The sequence below is a fragment of the Variovorax sp. CCNWLW186 genome, assembly GCF_037203865.1.
Taxonomy (GTDB): Bacteria; Pseudomonadota; Gammaproteobacteria; order Burkholderiales; family Burkholderiaceae_C; genus Variovorax.
In genome coordinates this window covers 19,045-36,442 of record NZ_JBBCBO010000015.1, presented here as the reverse complement: position 1 = coordinate 36,442, position 17,398 = coordinate 19,045, and the positions used below count along the sequence as shown (strand labels likewise).

Sequence of the window (17,398 nt, the reverse complement as noted above, 5' to 3'; positions counted from 1 at the left end):
ACAAGACACCGATGTTCGAAAATCTCTGGATGGGCGCCTTGCTGCTCGCCATCATGCTGCTGTTGCTGGCGGGCGGCGTCTGGATCGCCATGACGCTGGCCATCGTCGGCTGGGTCGGCCAGGCCTTCTTCACCAACACGCTGCCGGGCAAGAACCTGTTCTCGGCCTTCTGGGAAAGCAACGCAAGCTGGGAGCTCGCGGCGCTGCCGCTTTTCATCTGGATGGGCGAGATTCTTTTTCGCACCAAGCTCAGCGAAGAGATGTTCGAGGGCCTGCGGCCCTGGCTCAACCGCGTGCCCGGTCGGCTGATGCACACCACCATTCTCGGATGCGGCGTGTTCGGCTCGGTCTCGGGCTCGTCGGCCGCCACCTGCGCGACCATCGCCAAGGTGGCGCTGCCCGAACTCAAGCGCCGCGGCTACAACGAAAAGCTGGCCATCGGCTCGCTCGCCACTGCCGGCACGCTGGGCATTTTGATTCCGCCATCGATCACGATGGTGGTGTATGCCGTGGCGGCCGACGCGTCCATCATTCGCATCTTCCTGGCCGGCTTCCTGCCGGGCTTCTTGCTGATGCTGCTGTTCTCGGGCTACATCGGCTGGTGGAGCCTGCGCAACCCCGACCAGGTGCCGCCTGCCGATCCGCCGACCACCTTCATGGAGAAGATCCGCCTCTCGGGCAACCTCATTCCGTGCGCGCTGCTGATCGTCTTCATCGTGTGGGTGCTGGTGGCGGGCTGGGCCACGGCCACCGAATGCGCGGCCTTCGGCGTGCTGGGCTCGCTGGCCATTGCCGCCTGGGGCAAGAGCCTCACCTGGAAGAACTTCAAGGAAGGGATCATGGGTGCCACGCGCACCAGCTGCATGATCATGTTCATCCTGGCAGGTGCCGCCTTCCTCACCAAGACCATGGCCTTTACCGGCATTCCGCGCGAACTGGCCGAGTGGGTCGACAGCATGCACCTGTCGCCCTATGCGCTGATTGGCGCGCTGGTAGTGGTGTACCTGGTGCTGGGCACTGCCCTCGACGGGATCTCGATGATCGTGCTCACCAGCGCGGTGGTGCTGCCGATGATCCAGAAGGCCGGCTTCGACCTGATCTGGTTCGGCATCTTCATCGTGCTGCTGGTCGAAATCGCCGAGGTCACGCCGCCGGTGGGCTTCAACCTCTTCGTGCTGCAGAACATGACCGGCAAGGACAGCAACGTGATCGCCAAGGCGGCCATTCCGTTCTTCTTCTGCCTGGTGCTGTGCATCGTGCTGATCACGCTGTTCCCGAGCATCGTCACGGTCTTGCCGAACGTGGTGATGGGCGTCGAGAAATAGCCGCCGGAAAAGAACGAATGCCAGCATTGCCGGTTCTTGCAATCTGCCTCGGCGCCTCGTTCGGCGCACTGGCCAGGTGGGGCCTCGGCCTGTGGCTCAACACAGGCGGCCCTGTGCCTTACGGCACGCTGGCCGCCAACCTGATCGGCGGTTATCTGGTCGGCGTGGCGGTTGGCGCTTTTCAGGCCATGCCGCAGCTCGATCCGGTGTGGCGTCTGCTGCTCATCACGGGCTTTCTGGGCGGCCTCACCACGTTTTCGAGCTTCTCGGCCGAAGTCGTGGCACTGCTGCTCGACGGACGCCCTCTGCTCGCGCTGGGCACCAGCATGCTGCATCTTGGCGGTTCGCTGATGCTGACCTGGCTGGGCATACGCACCGTGCAACTCGCGGTCGGCTAGCCTCCCCGCCTCCCTGCCGGCAGGCTGAAAACAGCCTCGTGCCGTGCGGTCATGCCCCCCGGCAGCAAAGGGCCGGTCGATAGAATCGACCGCAATGCCCCTGGTCTTTCTCGTCGCACTCCCTTTCATTGCCAGCGTGCTGGCCGCGTTGATGCCGTCGAACGCGCGCAACCGGGAGTCGACGCTGGCGGGGCTCGTCGCGCTAGGCTGCGCGGTGCAGGCCGCATGGTTCTTTCCACAAATTGCACACGGCAATGTGCTGCGCCAGGAAATAGCGTGGCTGCCGGAGCTTGGCCTCAACCTCGTGTTTCGCATGGACGGCTTTGCGTGGCTGTTCTGCATGCTGGTGCTCGGCATCGGCGCGCTGGTGGTGCTCTATGCGCGCTACTACATGTCGGCCTCCGACCCGGTGCCGCGCTTCTTCTCATTCTTTCTCGCGTTCATGGGCGCGATGATGGGCGTGGTGCTCTCGGGCAACCTGATCCAGATGGTGCTGTTCTGGGAGCTCACCAGCCTGTTCTCGTTCCTGCTGATCGGCTATTGGCATCACCGGCGCGATGCGCGGCGCGGCGCGCGCATGGCGCTCACCGTTACCGGTGCCGGCGGACTCTGCCTGTTGGCCGGCGTGCTGGTGCTGGGCCGCATTGCGGGCAGCTACGAGCTCGACGTGGTGCTTGCTTCAGGCAACGCAGTTCGTGCGCACGCGCTCTACCCTGCCGCGCTGGTGCTGATACTGCTGGGCGCCTTTACCAAGAGCGCGCAGTTCCCGTTCCACTTCTGGCTGCCGCGCGCCATGGCGGCGCCCACGCCCGTTTCGGCCTACCTGCATTCGGCCACCATGGTGAAGCTGGGTGTGTTCCTGATGGCGCGGCTGTGGCCGGTGCTGTCTGGCACCGAGATGTGGTTCTGGCTGGTGGGCGGCGCGGGCGCCATCACGCTGCTGCTCGGCGGCTTTGTTGCCATGTTCCAGCGCGACCTGAAGGCGCTGCTTGCCTACTCGACCATCTCGCACCTGGGGCTCATCACGCTGCTGCTCGGGCTCAACAGCCCGCTCGCGGCGGTGGCGGCGGTGTTCCACGTCATGAACCATGCGACCTTCAAGGCCTCGCTCTTCATGGCCGCCGGCATCATCGACCACGAGAGCGGCACGCGCGACATCCGCAAGCTCAGCGGCCTGATGCGGCTGATGCCGATCACGGGCACGCTGGCCGTCATCGCGAGCGCTTCGATGGCCGGCGTGCCGCTGCTCAACGGCTTTCTCTCGAAGGAGATGTTCTTCGCCGAGACGGTGTTCATCCAGGCAACGCCTTGGATCAACGTGAGCCTGCCGATCATCGCGACCGTTGCGGGCGTCTTCAGCGTGGCCTATTCGGCGCGCTTCGTGTTCGACGTGTTCTTCGGGCCACCCTGCGGGCCCGACGTGCCGCGGCAGCCGCACGAGCCCCCGCACTGGATGCGCGTGCCGGTCGAGCTGCTGGTGCTCGTGTGCCTGGTGGTCGGCGTGGCGCCGGCGTGGTCCATCGGCCCGCTGCTGGCCGCTGCCGCCACGCCGGTGGTCGGCGGCTTGCTGCCCGAATACAGCTTGGCCGTGTGGCACGGTTTCAACCTGCCGCTGGCGATGAGCTTCGTGGCGTTGGCCGGCGGCATGGCGCTCTACCTCTCGCAGCGCCGACGCCGTGCGAAAGGCGACCTCGCGCACACGCCGCTGCTGCACCGCTTCGACGGACAGGTCATCTTCGAACATCTGCTCGCGCAACTCAGCGAAGCCGGCCGTCGCAGCCGGCGCGTGCTGGGCACCCGGCGCCTGCAAACGCAATTGCTGCTGCTGATTGCAGTAGCCGCTGCGGGCGCCGCCGTTTCGCTCTGGACCGCGCCCGTGGCGCGCGGCACCCGCGAACTGCTGCCTTTCTCGACCATGTTCGCAATGACCTGGCTCATCGGCGGCACCTGCGCGCTGGCCGCGGCATGGCAGGCCAAGTTCCACAGGCTCGCCGCGCTGATGCTGGCCTCGGGCGCGGGCCTGGTGTGCTCGGTCACCTACATCTGGTTCTCGGCGCCCGACCTTGCGCTGACGCAGCTCGTGGTCGAAGCCGTCACCACGGTGCTGATCCTGCTGGGGCTTCGCTGGCTGCCGATGCGCAGCAAGGACGCGATCCAGCCCGCGCGCGCCAGGCTGCGCCCATGGGGCCGGCGCGGGCGCGACCTGCTGGTGGCGGCTGCCGCGGGCGGCGGCATGTCGGCGCTGGCCTGGGTGATGATGACGCGGCCGTTTCCGCAGAGCATCTCGCCTTTCTTCCTGGAGCGCGCACTCACCGAAGGCGGCGGCACCAACGTGGTCAACGTGATGCTGGTCGACTTCCGCGCTTTCGACACCTTCGGAGAGATCACGGTGCTTGGCGTGGTGGCGCTCACCGTGTATGCGCTGCTGCGCCGCTTCCGTCCGGCGCGCGAATCGATGGCCTTGCCGGTGCAGCAGCGCCTGCAGGCCGACGACGGCAGCAGCGACCTGCTGAACCCGCGCCTTGCCAAGGACACCGCCGTGGGCTACCTGATGGTGCCGGCCGTGCTGGTGCGGCTGCTGCTGCCGCTCGCGGTGCTGGTCGCGGTCTATTTCTTCATGCGCGGCCACAACTCGCCGGGCGGCGGCTTCGTGGCGGGGCTGGTGATGTCGGTGGCGCTGCTGCTGCAGTTCATCGTCTCCGGCACCGAATGGGTGGAAGAGCACCTGCGCATCTATCCGCGCCGCTGGATCGCCGTCGGCCTGCTGCTGGCGCTGGTTACGGGCAGCGGCGCGGTGATCTTCGGCTATCCGTTCATGACCACGCACACGGCTCACCTGCATCTTCCGGTGCTGGGCGAGCTGCATGTGCCGAGCGCCCTCTTCTTCGACATCGGCGTGTTCGCGCTGGTGCTCGGCGCCACCATGCTCATTCTTACCGCGCTGGCCCACCAGTCCATACGCAGCCACCGCTGGGCCGACGAGCAGGCCGAAAAGGAAGCCCAGGCCCAATCCGTAGCCGTGGAGGGGGTGCACTGATGGAAATCGTGCTCGCACTCGCTATCGGCGTGCTCACCGGCTCGGGCGTGTACCTGCTGCTGCGCCCCCGCACCTTCCAGGTGATCATGGGCCTCACGCTCATCTCGTACGCGGTCAACCTCTTCATCTTCAGCATGGGGCGGCTCAAGCTCGACAGCGAGCCGGTGCTCGTCAAGGGCTTCACGTCCACGCTGGCCAACACCGCGGACCCGATGCCGCAGGCGCTGGTGCTGACGGCCATCGTCATCGGCTTTGCGATGACGGCGCTGTTCCTCGTGGTGCTGCTGGCCTCGCGCGGCCTGGCCGGCACCGACCATGTGGACGGCGAAGAACGGCAGGAGGCGGCCGAGTGATGGAACCGGTTCACCTGCTCGACCGCCTGCTCGACTTCAGCATGCCGCATCTGGTGGCGGTGCCGATCCTCGTGCCCTTGCTTACCGCGGCCTTGATGCTGCTGCTCGGCGAAAACCGGCGCCGCGCCAAGTCGGCCCTGAGCGTGGTCTCGGGGCTGGTGGGCCTGCTGGCGGCGCTGGCGCTGCTGCGCTGGGTGAATGCGCCCGATACCGGCGACGGCCCGGGCTCCATCGGCGTCTACCTGCCCGGCAACTGGCAAGCCCCTTTCGGCATCGTGCTGGTGGCGGACCGCCTGTCGACCATGATGGTGGCGCTCACGGGCGTGGTCGCCTTCGCGGCCTCGATCTATTCCACTTCGCGCTGGGACCGGGCCGGCGTGCATTTCCATCCGCTGCTGCAGCTGCAGCTCATGGGCCTGAACGGCGCCTTTCTCACCGGCGACCTGTTCAACCTGTTCGTCTTCTTCGAGGTGATGCTCGCTGCCTCCTACGGCCTGCTGCTGCATGGTTCGGGCCGGCTGCGCGTGCAGGCGGGGTTGCACTACATCGCCATCAACTTGGCCGCGTCGTCTCTTTTCCTGATAGGCGCGGCGCTGCTCTACGGCGTGACGGGCACGCTCAACATGGCCGACCTGAGCGTGCGCATCGCCGAGCTCGCGCCGACCGATCGCGGCCTGGTGCATGCGGCGGCCGCCATCCTCGCGACCGCGTTCTTCGCCAAGGCCGGCGCATGGCCGCTCAACTTCTGGCTGGTGCCGGCCTACAGCGCGGCGGTGTCGCCGGTGGGCGCGGTCTTTGCGCTGTTGACCAAGCTCGGCATCTACACGCTGCTGCGGCTGTGGACGCTGCTCTTTGCGCCGGATGCCGGCGCCTCGGCCGCGTTCGGCCAGTCCGCGCTCATCGCCATCGGCCTTGCGACGCTGTTCGCGGGTGCCATGGGCATCGTCGGCACGCAGCGGCTCTCCAACCTGGCGGGCTTCAGCGTGCTGGTGTCGGCGGGCACGCTGCTCGCCGCCATCGGGCTCGGGGAGCCCGCCGTATGGGCCGGCGCCCTTTATTACCTGCTGAGCTCCACGCTCGCGGTCAGTGCCTTCTTCCTGCTGATCGACATGATCGAGCGCTGGCGCAACGCCGGCATGAGCGTTGCGCCACACGAAGCGGCGGGCAATGCGCCTTTCCTGGCCGAAGACCTGCGCGTGCTCGACGACGTGAACCTCGACGATGAGGCGCAGGCGCTCTATGGCCGCGCCATTCCGGCCGGCGTGGCATTTCTCGGCCTGAGCTTCATCGGCTGCACCTTGCTGCTCGCGGGCCTGCCGCCGCTCTCGGGCTTCGTGGGCAAGTTCGCCATGCTGTCCGGCGCCTTCGTGACCAGCGGCACCTCCACACCGGCGTGGATTTTTCTGGCGCTGCTGATCGCATCGGGCTTCCTGGCGCTGATTGCTCTGAGCCGCACCGGCATCCGCCATTTCTGGACCCAGCCGCATCCCACCATGCCCGCGCTGCCCGCCCTCGAGGTGCTGCCGGTGGCCGGCCTGCTTGCGGCCTGCGTGGCGTTGACGATATGGGCCGGCCCTGTCATGCGCCACGCACTCATCACCGCCGAAGGACTGCGCACGCCGACTGCGTATCGCGATGCCGTGCTCAATGCACGGCAGGTGCCCAACCCCGTGCCTGCGCAGAAGGGCACTGCACCATGAAGCGCTGGATTCCTTCGCCGCCGCTGTCGATTGCGCTGTTCGCGGTATGGCTCCTGCTCAACCAGTCGCTGGAGGCCGCCACGCTGGCATCGGCCGCGGTGCTGGCCATTGCGGTGCCGCTGCTCACCAAGGGTCTCAGGCCAGCCGCCGTGCGCATGCGCAAGCCCTGGGTCGCGTTGCGGCTCACGGGCCGGGCGGTGGCCGACATGCTGCAATCGGCTCTCTTCGTGGCACGCCGGCTGCTCACGCGCCGCACATCGCGCATCGAATCGAAGTTCGTGAATGTGCCGCTCGATCTGCGCGACCCGAACGGGCTTGCGGTGCTGGCCATGATCATGTGCCTCACGCCCGGCACCGCCTGGGGCGAAATCTCGTTCGACAGCAGCGTGCTGCTGATCCACGTGTTCGACGTCGACGACGAAGCCGCCTTCGTCGCCATGATCAAGCAGCGCTACGAACACCCCCTGATGGAGATCTTCGAATCATGACGCCTGTACTCTTCTGGGCCTTGAGGCTCGCACTCCTGCTGTTGGCCGTGGCCATGCTCTGCGCCATGGCCCGCCTGCTGGTCGGGCCGACCGCGCAAGACCGCGTGATGGCGCTGGACTGCCTCTACATCAACGGCATGCTGATGATGCTGGTGCTCGGCATCGTCTATGCGAGCAATGTGTACTTCGAAGCGGCCATGCTGACGGCGCTGTTCGGCTTTGTCGGGTCAACGGCGATGGCCAAGTTCCTCTTGCGCGGGGAGGTCATTGAATGACTGATTTCATCGTGGGGCCGCTGCCGCTGTGGGCCGAAATCGTCACCGCCGTGTTCGCGGTGCTCGGCGCGGCTTTCGCCGCCATCGGCTCCTTCGGTCTCGTGCGGCTGCCCACTTTTTTCCGCCGCATTCATGCGCCCACGCTCGGCGCCACGGTGGGCGTGTGGTGCATGACGATTGCCACCATCGTGTATTTCTCGGTGCAGGGCTACAGCCTGTTCCTGCACGCCGTGCTGATCGTTCTCTTCATTGCGCTCACGGCTCCCATCACCACCATCTTCCTGATGCGCGCGGCACTCTTTCGCGAGCGGCAAAAAGGCGGCGACGTGCCGCCCGCGGCAAAGTCGGGCCCGCTGAATTGAACTGCGCAGAAAAAGCCGGCCGGGGCCTCAGCTCATCGCGAGCTGCTGCAGGCCCTTGGCGCGTGCCACTTCCATTTCGCGCGGCAGCGTCACGCCGTTCTTCACCGCAAGAATCTCCGCCATCACGCTCACAGCGATTTCCGGCGGCGTCTTGCTGCCGATGTAGATGCCGATGGGGCCGCGCAGCCGCGCGAGCGATTCGGCCGTCTGGTCGAAGTGCTCGATCATGCGGTCGCGCCGCGCATCGGCATTGCGGCGCGAGCCGATCGCACCTACGTAGAACGCCTCGCTCTGCAGCGCCTCGAGCAGCGCCAGGTCGTCGAGCTTGGGGTCGTGCGTGAGCGCGACCACGCAGCTGCGCCGGTCGGGCCTGAAGGCCAGCACGGCATCGTCGGGCATCTCGGTGGTGATTTCCACGCCGGGCAGCGACCATGCGGTGCGGTATTCCGCGCGTGGGTCGCACAGCGTCACGGCAAAGCCGCTGAACTTGGCCATCGTGGCAAGATATTCGGCCAACTGCCCCGCGCCGATGAGCAGCATGCGGTATTCGGGCCCGAAGGTGTTGGTGAGCTCGGTGTCGTTCACCCTGAGTTCGTCAGGCGCCTTGGCTTCGTTCAGCCGCACGGCACCGGTCGCTAGCGTGACGGTGCGCTGCATCAGCTTGCCTTGCTCGAGCTCGGCAACCAGCGCATCGAGCAGCGCGGCATCGGGGTCGTATTCGAGCAGCAGTTCCAAAGTGCCGCCGCAGGGCAGGCCAAAGCGATGCGCCTCGTCGGCCGTGATGCCGTACTTCACGAGCTTGGGCGGCGCACCCGGCGGCACCTCTTCGCCCTGACCGTTGTTCGCGTGGGCGTGGCTGTAGCGGGCGATCAGGTCGTCCTCGATACAGCCGCCCGAAACCGAGCCGACCACCGCGCCGTCGTCCGCCAGCGCCATGATCGAGCCGACCGGCCGCGGCGACGAGCCCCAGGTGCGCACCACCGTGGTCAGCAGCGCGCGCTTGCCAGCCTGACGCCAGTCGCGCAGCGTGCGCAGCACCATCACATCGAGATTTTCCATGGCGTCGCCAGCCCTCAGCTTTCGTTCCCCGGCGCGGCGGACGCGTCCTTGTCGTCCTTCTTGCCGAGGCCCATTTTCTTCATGAGACCGGACATGACGCCTGCTTTTTCCGCGGGTGCCTCCGTCGTTTCTTCGGCGGCCGCGGGGGGCGGTCCGTAACGGCTCTGCATCTCGGCCTCGAAGCGCTTGAAAAAGTCGTCCGCGGTCGACTTGGCCGCGCCGTCGATCAGGCGCTGCCCGAGCTGGGCGATCTTGCCGCCGACCTGCGCCTGCACGGTGTAGTCGAGTTCGCAGCCGGCCGGCGCCGGCTCGGCTGCGGCGCCGTCCAGCGGCCTGAGCGTTACGCTGGACGATCCCTTGGCAAAGCCCGCAACACCGCCCTGCCCTTCGAAGGTGAGCTTGTAGCCGTCGGGCGCGACGATGTCCGACAGCATCACCTTGCCGTTGAACTTGGCCGACACCGGGCCGATCTTGACGGCCAGCGCCACGCTGTACTGGTTGTCGCCCGTGAGCTCGAACTTGTCGCAGCCCGGAATGCACTTCTTGAGCGTCTCGGGATCGTTCAGCGCTTCCCACGCCTGCTGTTGCGTGATGCCGAGGCGGCGGTTGCCGAGCATTTCCATGGTGGGTTTCCTTCTTGTTTCCTGTAAGGCCTAGCGGCCGGATCGCATCAGTGCGGCGATGCTGGCGGCCAGCTGTTCAAGGGCACCGAGATTGTGGACTGCCAGCATCGCATCTGCATGCCGGTGCAGCACGCCGGCCCCACGCGCCAAAGGGGCGTAGCCCTCGAAGCGCAGCAGCGGATTGAGCCACAGCAGCCGGCGCGAATGGCGCTTGAGCCAGAGCAGCTCACTTTCCAGCAGCGCGGGCTCTCCGGTGTCGAGCCCGTCGCTGATCACCAGCACCAGCGTGCGGCGGCCCGTGAGCCGGCGCGCATGCGCGCGGCGAAGCTCGGCCAGCGAACTGCCCAGCCGCGTGCCGCCCGCGAAATCATCAATGGCAAGGCTGGCCGCGCCCAGCATGGCGTCGGTATCGGCCAGCCGGAAAGCAGGCGTCAGGTCGGTCAGGCGGGTGCCGAACGCGAACACATCGCGCCTCCCAGCGCGGCGGGTGGCTGCATGCAGAAACGCGAGCAGCAGCCGCGCATAGCGTTCCATCGAGCCGGACACATCGACCAGCACCAGGAGCGGCAACGGCTGTTCGCGGCGGCTCAGCTTCGGCAGGCGAAGTATTTCGCCGCCGGTGCGCGCGGCCTCGTGCAGCACGCCGGGCCAGTGCATGCGCGCATGCTGCGAGCCCGCATCGTTGGCCGGGCGCAGCCGGCGCGACGGCAGCGAAGGAATGGGCAAGGAGATATCGCGCGCCAGGCGTTCGACCAGCCGGTATTCCGAAGCACCGAGCGCATTGAAGTCTGCATGCTGCAAACGCTGGCGGTCGCTCGACGTCATGGCGGCATCGAACTCGACCTCCTTGTCGGGCTTGGCGGCTACGGCAGGCTTGGCCGGGTCGCGCGGCGCGGTGAGTGCCTCGCGCACGCGCGGTCGGCGCTTGGAAGGTTCGGCCTTGCCCTCGGCGCTCGGCAGCATCTGCGCGAGCAGCTTGTTGGCGAGTTCGGGATCCCGGAACCACGCATCGAACAGTTCGCGGAACACCATGCGGTCTTGTTCGCGGCTCACCATGACGGCTTCCATGGCGGCGCTCAGGTCGAGCCGGCTTTCCACGCCCACGAGCGTGGCCGCTTCGGCGGCGAGGGAGATTTGCATGGCATCGGTGCGCACACCGGCGCGGCGCAGCGCGCGGCCAAAGGCGGTGATGTTGCCGGCCAGCTTGCCGCTGCGTACATCGCCGAGTTGCTGGATACCGGTCATGCGGGCCGCCTTGGCAAGCCACGCTCAGGGCGCGACCGGTTCCTCGGGCTTCAGCAGGTCGGACGCCAGCTCACGCGTGAGCGCGGCCACGTCGTCGCGCTGCTTGAACAGGATGCCCGAGGTGTCGACGACCACTTCAGGGTCGAGCTCGACCGTATCGAGCGCGATCAGCGCCCTGGCCCACTCGACGCTTTCAGCAATACCGGGCGCGCGCTGGAACGCGTTGACGAAAGGCGCATCGCGCAGCCGCGCGACGAAGGCGGCTACCTGCGCGGAAAGCTTCTCGCCGGCCTCCGGCACCTGGGACCGCACGATGGCCAGCTCACGTTCGCGCTCAGGGTAGTCGAGCCAGTGATAGAGGCAGCGCCGCTTGACCGCATCGTTGAGCTCGCGCGTGCGGTTGCTGGTAAGAATGGTGACCGGCGGCACCACGGCACGCACCGTGCCAAGCTCGGGAATGCTGACCTGGTATTCGCCGAGGTATTCGAGCAGGAAGGCTTCGAACGGTTCGTCGGCGCGGTCCACCTCGTCGATCAGCAGCACCGCGCCGGGCGCCGGAGTTTGCAGCGCTTGCAGCAGCGGGCGGCGAATCAGGTAGTGCGGTTGATAAACCTCGGCCTCGACGTCGCGCGCGGCGCCGGTGGCTTCGGCCGCGCGCATGTGCAGCAGTTGCGCGGCGTAGTTCCATTCATAGAGTGCCTCGCGCTGTTCCAGCCCGTCGTAGCACTGAAGTCGCAGCAACTCGCGGCCGAGTGCGGTCGACAGCGCCTTGGCCAGCTCGGTCTTGCCGACACCGGGCTCACCCTCGAGCAGCAGCGGGCGCTGCAGCTTGAGCGCAAGGAACACGGCCGTCGCCAGGCGGCGGTCGGCAAAGTAGCCGGCCTTCATCAAGCCGTCCGAAAGAGAATCGATGGTCAGGAAGATCATGGCAAAGCGTAGCGGAAGACGCGAGATGTCGTCGCGCCTTCCGTTTCTCGCCTGGCTGCTTCAGCCCAGCGCCTTGGTCACGGCGCGCTGCGTGAGCACGCTGATCAGGTTGGCGCGGTAGGCCGCAGAAGCATGCAGGTCGCCGTTGAGCTCACTCGCATCGATCTTCACGGCTGCCGCGGCCGCGGCGGTAAAGCTCTTGTTGAGCGCATCTTCGAGCCCCGCATGCCGGAATACGCCGTTGCCCGCGCCGGTAATGGCCACCCGCACTCCGCTGTCGTACTGCGCGAGGAACACGCCGACCAACGGAAAGTTCGATGCCTTCTGGCGCAGCTTTTCGTACACGGCGCGCTTGGGAACCGGAAAACGAATCGCGGTGATCAGCTCGTCCTCTTCCAACGCCGTGGTGAAAAGGCCGAGGAAGAAATCGTCCGCCGCGATCTCGCGCTTGGTGGTGATGACTGTGGCGCCCGAGCCGAGCACCGCGCTGGGATAGCACGCGGCCGGATCGTTGTTGGCCACCGACCCGCCAATGGTGCCCATCGCGCGCACCTGCCGGTCGCCGATGCGCGAGGCCAGGTCCGCCAGCGCCGGGAAGGCGGCTTTCACGTCGGGGTTGTTGGCCACGTCGAGGTGGCGCGACATGGCACCGATGGTGATCGCGTTGCCGTCTTTCTTGATGCCGGTGAGTTCCTTGACGCCGCCAAGGTCCACCAGCCGCTCGGGCGCGGAAAGCCTGAGCTTCATGGAAGCAAGCAACGTTTGCCCGCCGGCCAGCGGCTTGGCGCCGGCGGTCACCAGCTTGGCCGCATCGGCCACGGTAGAGGGCCGTTCGAGTGTGAAGGCGTACATGGTGTGATTCCTTCTTCTATGTTCAGGGAGCCGGGCGGCCTTGGGTGCTTGCGGAGAGCGCGGGCTCCTGCGGTTGCGTATCCGCCGCTGCGCTTCCGCTGCCTTTTTGCATCGCCTCCCACACGCGGCTGGCCGAGGCAGGCATGTCGAGGTCCTTGATGCCGAGCGGCGCCAGCGCGTCGAGCACGGCGTTGATCACGGCCGGCGGCGAGCCGATGGCACCGGCCTCGCCGCAGCCCTTGGTGCCGAGCGGGTTGTGCGTGCACGGCGTGCACACGGTGTCGAGCTTGAACTGCGGAAAGTCGGCGGCCCGGGGCATGGCGTAGTCCATGAAGCTGCCGGTGAGCAACTGGCCGGTCTCGTTGTCGTACACGCAGTTTTCGAGCAGCGCCTGGCCAATGCCCTGCACCAGCCCGCCATGCACCTGGCCTTCGACGATCATCGGGTTGATGATGGTGCCGAAGTCGTCCACGGCGGTGAAGCGGTCGACGCGAACCTCGCCGGTCTGCTTGTCCACCTCGACCTCGCAGATGTAGGTGCCGCCCGGAAAGGTGAAGTTCGTCGGGTCGTAGAAGGCGGTTTCGTTCAGGCCGGGCTCGAGCTTGTCGAGCGGGTAGTTGTGCGGCACGTAGGCCGTGAGCGCCACCTGGCCGAACGGAATCTTCTTGTCGGTGCCCTTGACCGTGAACTCGCCGTTCGCAAACTCGATGTCGGCATCGCTCGCCTCCATCAGGTGCGCGGCAATCTTCTTGGCCTTGGTCTCGATCTTGTCGAGCGCCTTCATGATGGCCGCGCCGCCCACGGAGATGGAGCGCGAGCCATACGTGCCCATGCCGAAGGGCACGCGGCCGGTGTCGCCGTGCACCACGTCGACGTTGTCGACCGGAATGCCCAGCCGCGCCGCGACCACCTGCGCAAAGGTGGTTTCGTGGCCCTGCCCATGGCTGTGCGAGCCGGTGAACACCGTCACGCTACCGGTCGGGTGCACGCGGATTTCACCGCATTCGAACAAGCCGGCCCGCGCGCCGAGCGCCCCGGCGATGTTCGAAGGCGCGATGCCGCAGGCCTCGATGTAGCTCGAGTAGCCGATGCCGCGCAGCTTGCCCTGGGCTTCGCTCGCCGACTTGCGCTGCGCATAGCCTTCGACTTCGGCCAGCACCTTTGCCTTGTCCATGCAGGCATGGAAGTCGCCCGTGTCGTACTGCAGCGCCACCGGCGTCTGGTACGGAAAGGTGGTGATGAAGTTGCGCTTGCGAATCTCGTCCTGGCCCAGGTTCATTTCCCAGGCGCAGCGCGACACCAGTCGCTCCAGCAGGTAGGTGGCTTCGGGCCGCCCCGCCCCGCGGTAGGCATCGACCGGCGCCGTGTTGGTGAACCACGCATCGACCTCGACATAGATCTGCGGTGTGGTGTACTGCCCCGCGAGCAGCGTGGCGTAGAGGATGGTGGGCACCGCGGTCGAAAAGGTCGACAGGTAGGCGCCCAGGTTGGCGTCGGTGTGCACGCGCATCGCCAGGAACTTGCCGTCCTTGTCCATCGCCATTTCGGCGTGGCTCACATGGTCGCGGCCGTGCGCATCGGACAAGAAGCATTCGGAGCGCTCGGCCGTCCACTTGATGTTGCGGTTGAGCTGCTTGGCCGCCCAGGTCAGGCACACGTCTTCGGCGTACAAAAAGATCTTGGAGCCGAAGCCGCCGCCCACGTCGGGCGCGATCACGCGCACCTTGTGCTCGGGCAGGCCGAGCACAAAGGCCGTCATCAACAGGCGCTCGACGTGCGGATTCTGGTTGGACACATACAGCGTGTAGTCGTCGGTGCCGCGGCTGTAGCTGCCGATTGCCACGCGCGGCTCGATCGGGTTGGGCACCAGCCGGTTGTTGACCAGGTCGAGCTTGGTCACGTGCGCGGCATTGGCAAACACCGCATCCACCGCGGCCTTGTCGCCGAGCGCCCACTTGTAGCACCGGTTGTCGGGGGCCTCGTCATGCAAGGTAACGCCGCTCGCCGTCTTGGCCGCGTCGGCCACGCTCACCAGCGCGGGCAGCACGTCGTAGTCGACCACCACGGCCTCGGCCGCGTTCTTGGCCTGCTCGACCGTCTCGGCCACCACCATGGCCACGTGGTCGCCGACGTAGCGCACCTTGTTGATCGCGAGGATCGGGTGCATCGGCTCCTTCATGGGGGTGCCGTCGGGGTTGTTGATGAGCCAGCCGCAGGGCAGCCCGCCCATCTTTCCTTCGATGTCCTTGCCGGTGAAGATGCCGACCACGCCGGGCATCTTGAGCGCCTCGGCCGTGTCGACGGACTTGACGACGGCGTGGGCGTGCGGCGAGCGCACGAAGACCGCATGGCTCTGGTTGGCCAGCGTGATGTCGTCGGTGTAGTTGCCCGCGCCGGTCAGGAAGCGATAGTCTTCCTTGCGCCGCAGCGCTTCGCCGATGTGGGGCAGGTTCGAGAAGTCGGAAGCACCCATGATGTTGCTCCCCTTACGCCGTGACGGTGGTCTTGACCGGGGTGCCCGAGGCCATCGCCTCGCCGCCCATCTGAACGGCCTTGACGATGTTCTGGTAGCCCGTGCAGCGGCACAGGTTGCCGTCGAGCAGTTCGCGGATCTCGGATTCGCTCGACTTGGGGTGGTGCGTGCACAGGTCGATGGCGCTCATGACCATGCCGGGGGTGCAAAAGCCGCATTGCAGGCCGTGGCACTCCTTGAAGGCAGCCTGCATGGGGTGCATGGTGCCGTCGGGCTGGGCAACGCCTTCGATGGTGGTGATTTGCGCGCCGGCCACTTGCCCGACCAGGATGTTGCACGACTTCACCGCGCGCCCGTTCAGGTGCACGGTGCACGCGCCGCATTGGGCGGTGTCGCAGCCGACGTGCGTGCCGGTGAGATGAAGATGCTCGCGGATCGCGTGCACCAGAAAAGTGTTGGGGGGAGCGTCGACCGTGGCCGGTCGGCCGTTGACCGTGAAAGCTACCTGCATTTGGCTGTCTCCGTTGAAGGTGATGGCTGGTTCAGCGAATGGCATCTTGGACGCCGGCCCCCTGCACTATCCTAGGCAAAACCCTCACCGCTTGCGCAGTGCGCGCGAAATTCTCAAAATGAAACAACTTGCGGCCAGGCAAGCTCCATAAAAAGACGCCCCATCCGAGCGAATCGACCCGATGTCCGCCTCCACCGTTCCGTCCATCCCCGAGCGCTCCCTCGCCATTGCGCAAGCCCGCCGGGAGCTGATCCACGGGGAGGCCGGCCGCTCGCGAGGCACCGTGCGAATCGAGCCGTGGATCGTCCGCTCGTGGCAGCGCTGCATCGAGGCGGGGCGACAGCCGCAGCAGCGTGTGAACTTCGACCCCGTGGGCCAGTCGGTCATACGCGAGGTGGCCGAGCGCAACCGGGCGCTGGTGGCGGCGGCCCGGCCGGTCATCGAGCGGGTGTCCCGCGCCATTGCCGACACGCGCTATTTCGCGGTCCTGACCGATGCCGACGGCACAGTGGTCGACGTGGGCCCGCTTCCCGACGGCACCGACACCGCCAGCCGCCATGCCCGCAACATCGCGCGGGTGGGCGTCGACCTGTCGGAGCGCGCGGTCGGCACCAGCGCCATCAGCACCGCGCTGGCCGAGCAGGAGTCAGTGTGGCTGCACCGCGGCGAACATTTCTTCGAGGACACCAGCGTTTACAGCTGCGCCGGGGCGCCGCTCTTCGGTCCGCAGGGCGACTGCATCGGCATGCTCGACCTGACGGGCGTCCAGGTGGTGGAACGGCCGGAACTGCGTCACCTGGCCATGCTTTCGGCGCGCAGCATCGAGAACATGCTGGTGCTGAACGAACCCTGCGAGCTGCGGCTGCATCTCTCGTGGCCGGGCTGCCCGAGCAGCGAAGCCACCGAAGGCCTGCTGTGCGTCGATGCCAACGGCAACGTCACCGGCGCCAATGCTGCAGCGCGGCAAATGCTGCACCAGCCGCTGGCGCGCAGCCGGCATGCCCTGCATTGCAACGACCTGTTCGCGCTGCCGCTGAACATGCTGTTCGACGCCGCCCGGCGCGGCGACGCCGTGCTCGAAGTGCCGCTCTGGTCGGGCCTGCGCGTGCAGGTTCAGCCCCGGCGCGGCGGCAAGGGCTCGCGGGGCGTGGCGCCCGAAGCCCAGCCCCGGCTGCGCGACGTTGAAACCGCCCTGATCCGCAAGGCCGTGACCGATGCCCGCGGCAACGTGGCCGAAGCCGCACGCACCCTCGGCATCAGCCGCGCCACGGTCTACCGCAAGCTGTGGCGCGGGCGCCCTCCCGGCTCCACCGATTGAAGCCGGGCCTTCAGGCTCCTACCGGCACCTTGTCGAGGAACCCGGTCACCGACTGCAGCTTGCCGGCATCGAGTTGGGCAAAGTCGGTGCCCTGAATCAGGTCTTCGGCACCGCTCGGCCCCAGGGTCCACGAAAAGCGCAGGTTGTCGCCATGTGCCTCGGCCTTGCCGAACAGGTTGAAACGAAAGCCCGGGTAGCGCTGGTGCACGGCGCCGACCAGCGCGCTGATCTGCTCGCGGCCGCTGGCCTGCGCCATCGGGTCGACGTAGTGCGCGTCGGCGGCCCAATGGGCTTCGATCAGCTCGGCCCGGCGTGCGGCATCGGTCTCGTTCCAGACGGCAATGTAGCGCTGGGCGATGGCGGTGGCGTCGTGTGCGGCGGTGTTCATGATGACGATTCCTTTCGAAGATCTCGACCCGCAACATCGCGGGGTGAAGGAATGGTCGCGCCGG

The 17,398-nt window shown here is 66.9% G+C and carries 17 protein-coding genes; 9 read left to right on the top strand and 8 right to left on the bottom strand.

Translation table 11 applies throughout. The features are described from left to right. Positions 1–11 precede the first annotated feature (11 nt). From V9K97_RS18155 to mnhG, 8 genes are all read left to right on the top strand, one after another. The gene (locus V9K97_RS18155; RefSeq protein WP_337319757.1) at positions 12–1,325 is read left to right on the top strand and encodes a TRAP transporter large permease; all 1,314 of its coding nucleotides are present in this window, start codon (positions 12–14) and stop codon (positions 1,323–1,325) included. A 17-nt stretch (positions 1,326–1,342) separates the two neighbouring features. Next, positions 1,343–1,723, top strand: a complete 381-nt coding sequence (gene crcB / locus V9K97_RS18150; protein ID WP_337319755.1) for a fluoride efflux transporter CrcB — start codon at positions 1,343–1,345, stop codon at positions 1,721–1,723. Between the two features lie 94 nt (positions 1,724–1,817). After that, positions 1,818–4,760: a monovalent cation/H+ antiporter subunit A gene (locus V9K97_RS18145; RefSeq protein WP_337319753.1), complete on the top strand. Its 2,943-nt coding sequence runs from the start codon at positions 1,818–1,820 to the stop codon at positions 4,758–4,760. After that, positions 4,760–5,113 carry a Na+/H+ antiporter subunit C gene (locus tag V9K97_RS18140; protein WP_157612988.1) on the top strand — a complete coding sequence of 118 codons (354 nt, stop codon included), beginning with the start codon at positions 4,760–4,762 and terminating at the stop codon, positions 5,111–5,113. Before V9K97_RS18145 ends, V9K97_RS18140 begins: the two co-directional genes overlap by 1 nt. Continuing rightward, on the top strand, positions 5,113–6,813 hold the full coding sequence (locus V9K97_RS18135) for a monovalent cation/H+ antiporter subunit D (RefSeq protein WP_337319751.1): 1,701 nt from the start codon (positions 5,113–5,115) through the stop codon (positions 6,811–6,813). Before V9K97_RS18140 ends, V9K97_RS18135 begins: the two co-directional genes overlap by 1 nt. Then, positions 6,810–7,301 (top strand): Na+/H+ antiporter subunit E, encoded by a 492-nt coding sequence (locus tag V9K97_RS18130; RefSeq protein WP_337295415.1) that lies wholly within the window; start codon positions 6,810–6,812, stop codon positions 7,299–7,301. The genes V9K97_RS18135 and V9K97_RS18130 overlap by 4 nt, the downstream gene beginning before the upstream one ends. Continuing rightward, on the top strand, positions 7,298–7,576 hold the full coding sequence (locus V9K97_RS18125; protein ID WP_337308979.1) for a K+/H+ antiporter subunit F: 279 nt from the start codon (positions 7,298–7,300) through the stop codon (positions 7,574–7,576). Before V9K97_RS18130 ends, V9K97_RS18125 begins: the two co-directional genes overlap by 4 nt. After that, positions 7,573–7,938 (top strand): monovalent cation/H(+) antiporter subunit G, encoded by a 366-nt coding sequence (mnhG, locus tag V9K97_RS18120; protein WP_337308981.1) that lies wholly within the window; start codon positions 7,573–7,575, stop codon positions 7,936–7,938. Before V9K97_RS18125 ends, mnhG begins: the two co-directional genes overlap by 4 nt. A 27-nt stretch (positions 7,939–7,965) precedes the next feature. Here the strand turns inward: mnhG and V9K97_RS18115 are convergent, their stop codons facing one another. From V9K97_RS18115 to V9K97_RS18085, 7 genes are read right to left on the bottom strand one after another with little or no spacing between them, the layout of a single operon-like run. Further along, positions 7,966–8,997: an XdhC family protein gene (locus V9K97_RS18115; protein ID WP_337319749.1), complete on the bottom strand. Its 1,032-nt coding sequence runs from the start codon at positions 8,995–8,997 to the stop codon at positions 7,966–7,968. 14 nt (positions 8,998–9,011) lie between these two features. Next, positions 9,012–9,620: a CoxG family protein gene (locus V9K97_RS18110; RefSeq protein WP_337295418.1), complete on the bottom strand. Its 609-nt coding sequence runs from the start codon at positions 9,618–9,620 to the stop codon at positions 9,012–9,014. Positions 9,621–9,650: 30 nt separating this feature from the next. After that, a complete protein-coding gene (locus V9K97_RS18105; RefSeq protein WP_337319747.1) occupies positions 9,651–10,865 on the bottom strand; it encodes a vWA domain-containing protein in 1,215 nt (404 codons plus the stop codon). Positions 10,866–10,889: 24 nt separating this feature from the next. Beyond that, the gene (locus V9K97_RS18100) at positions 10,890–11,792 is read right to left on the bottom strand and encodes an AAA family ATPase (RefSeq protein ID WP_337319745.1); all 903 of its coding nucleotides are present in this window, start codon (positions 11,790–11,792) and stop codon (positions 10,890–10,892) included. Positions 11,793–11,852: 60 nt separating this feature from the next. Then, positions 11,853–12,644: an FAD binding domain-containing protein gene (locus tag V9K97_RS18095; protein WP_337319743.1), complete on the bottom strand. Its 792-nt coding sequence runs from the start codon at positions 12,642–12,644 to the stop codon at positions 11,853–11,855. A gap of 22 nt (positions 12,645–12,666) precedes the next feature. Beyond that, entirely contained in the window at positions 12,667–15,117 is a 2,451-nt protein-coding gene (locus V9K97_RS18090) for a xanthine dehydrogenase family protein molybdopterin-binding subunit (RefSeq protein ID WP_337319741.1), read from the bottom strand. Positions 15,118–15,130: 13 nt separating this feature from the next. Beyond that, positions 15,131–15,628 (bottom strand): (2Fe-2S)-binding protein, encoded by a 498-nt coding sequence (locus tag V9K97_RS18085; RefSeq protein WP_337319739.1) that lies wholly within the window; start codon positions 15,626–15,628, stop codon positions 15,131–15,133. Between the two features lie 181 nt (positions 15,629–15,809). On the opposite strand from V9K97_RS18085, the gene V9K97_RS18080 reads away from it, so the two are divergent. Continuing rightward, entirely contained in the window at positions 15,810–16,946 is a 1,137-nt protein-coding gene (locus tag V9K97_RS18080) for a helix-turn-helix domain-containing protein (protein ID WP_337319737.1), read from the top strand. A 10-nt stretch (positions 16,947–16,956) separates the two neighbouring features. Here V9K97_RS18080 and V9K97_RS18075 read toward each other — a convergent pair whose 3' ends face one another. After that, positions 16,957–17,334 carry a nuclear transport factor 2 family protein gene (locus tag V9K97_RS18075; protein ID WP_126747520.1) on the bottom strand — a complete coding sequence of 126 codons (378 nt, stop codon included), beginning with the start codon at positions 17,332–17,334 and terminating at the stop codon, positions 16,957–16,959. Between the last annotated feature and the right edge of the window lie 64 nt (positions 17,335–17,398).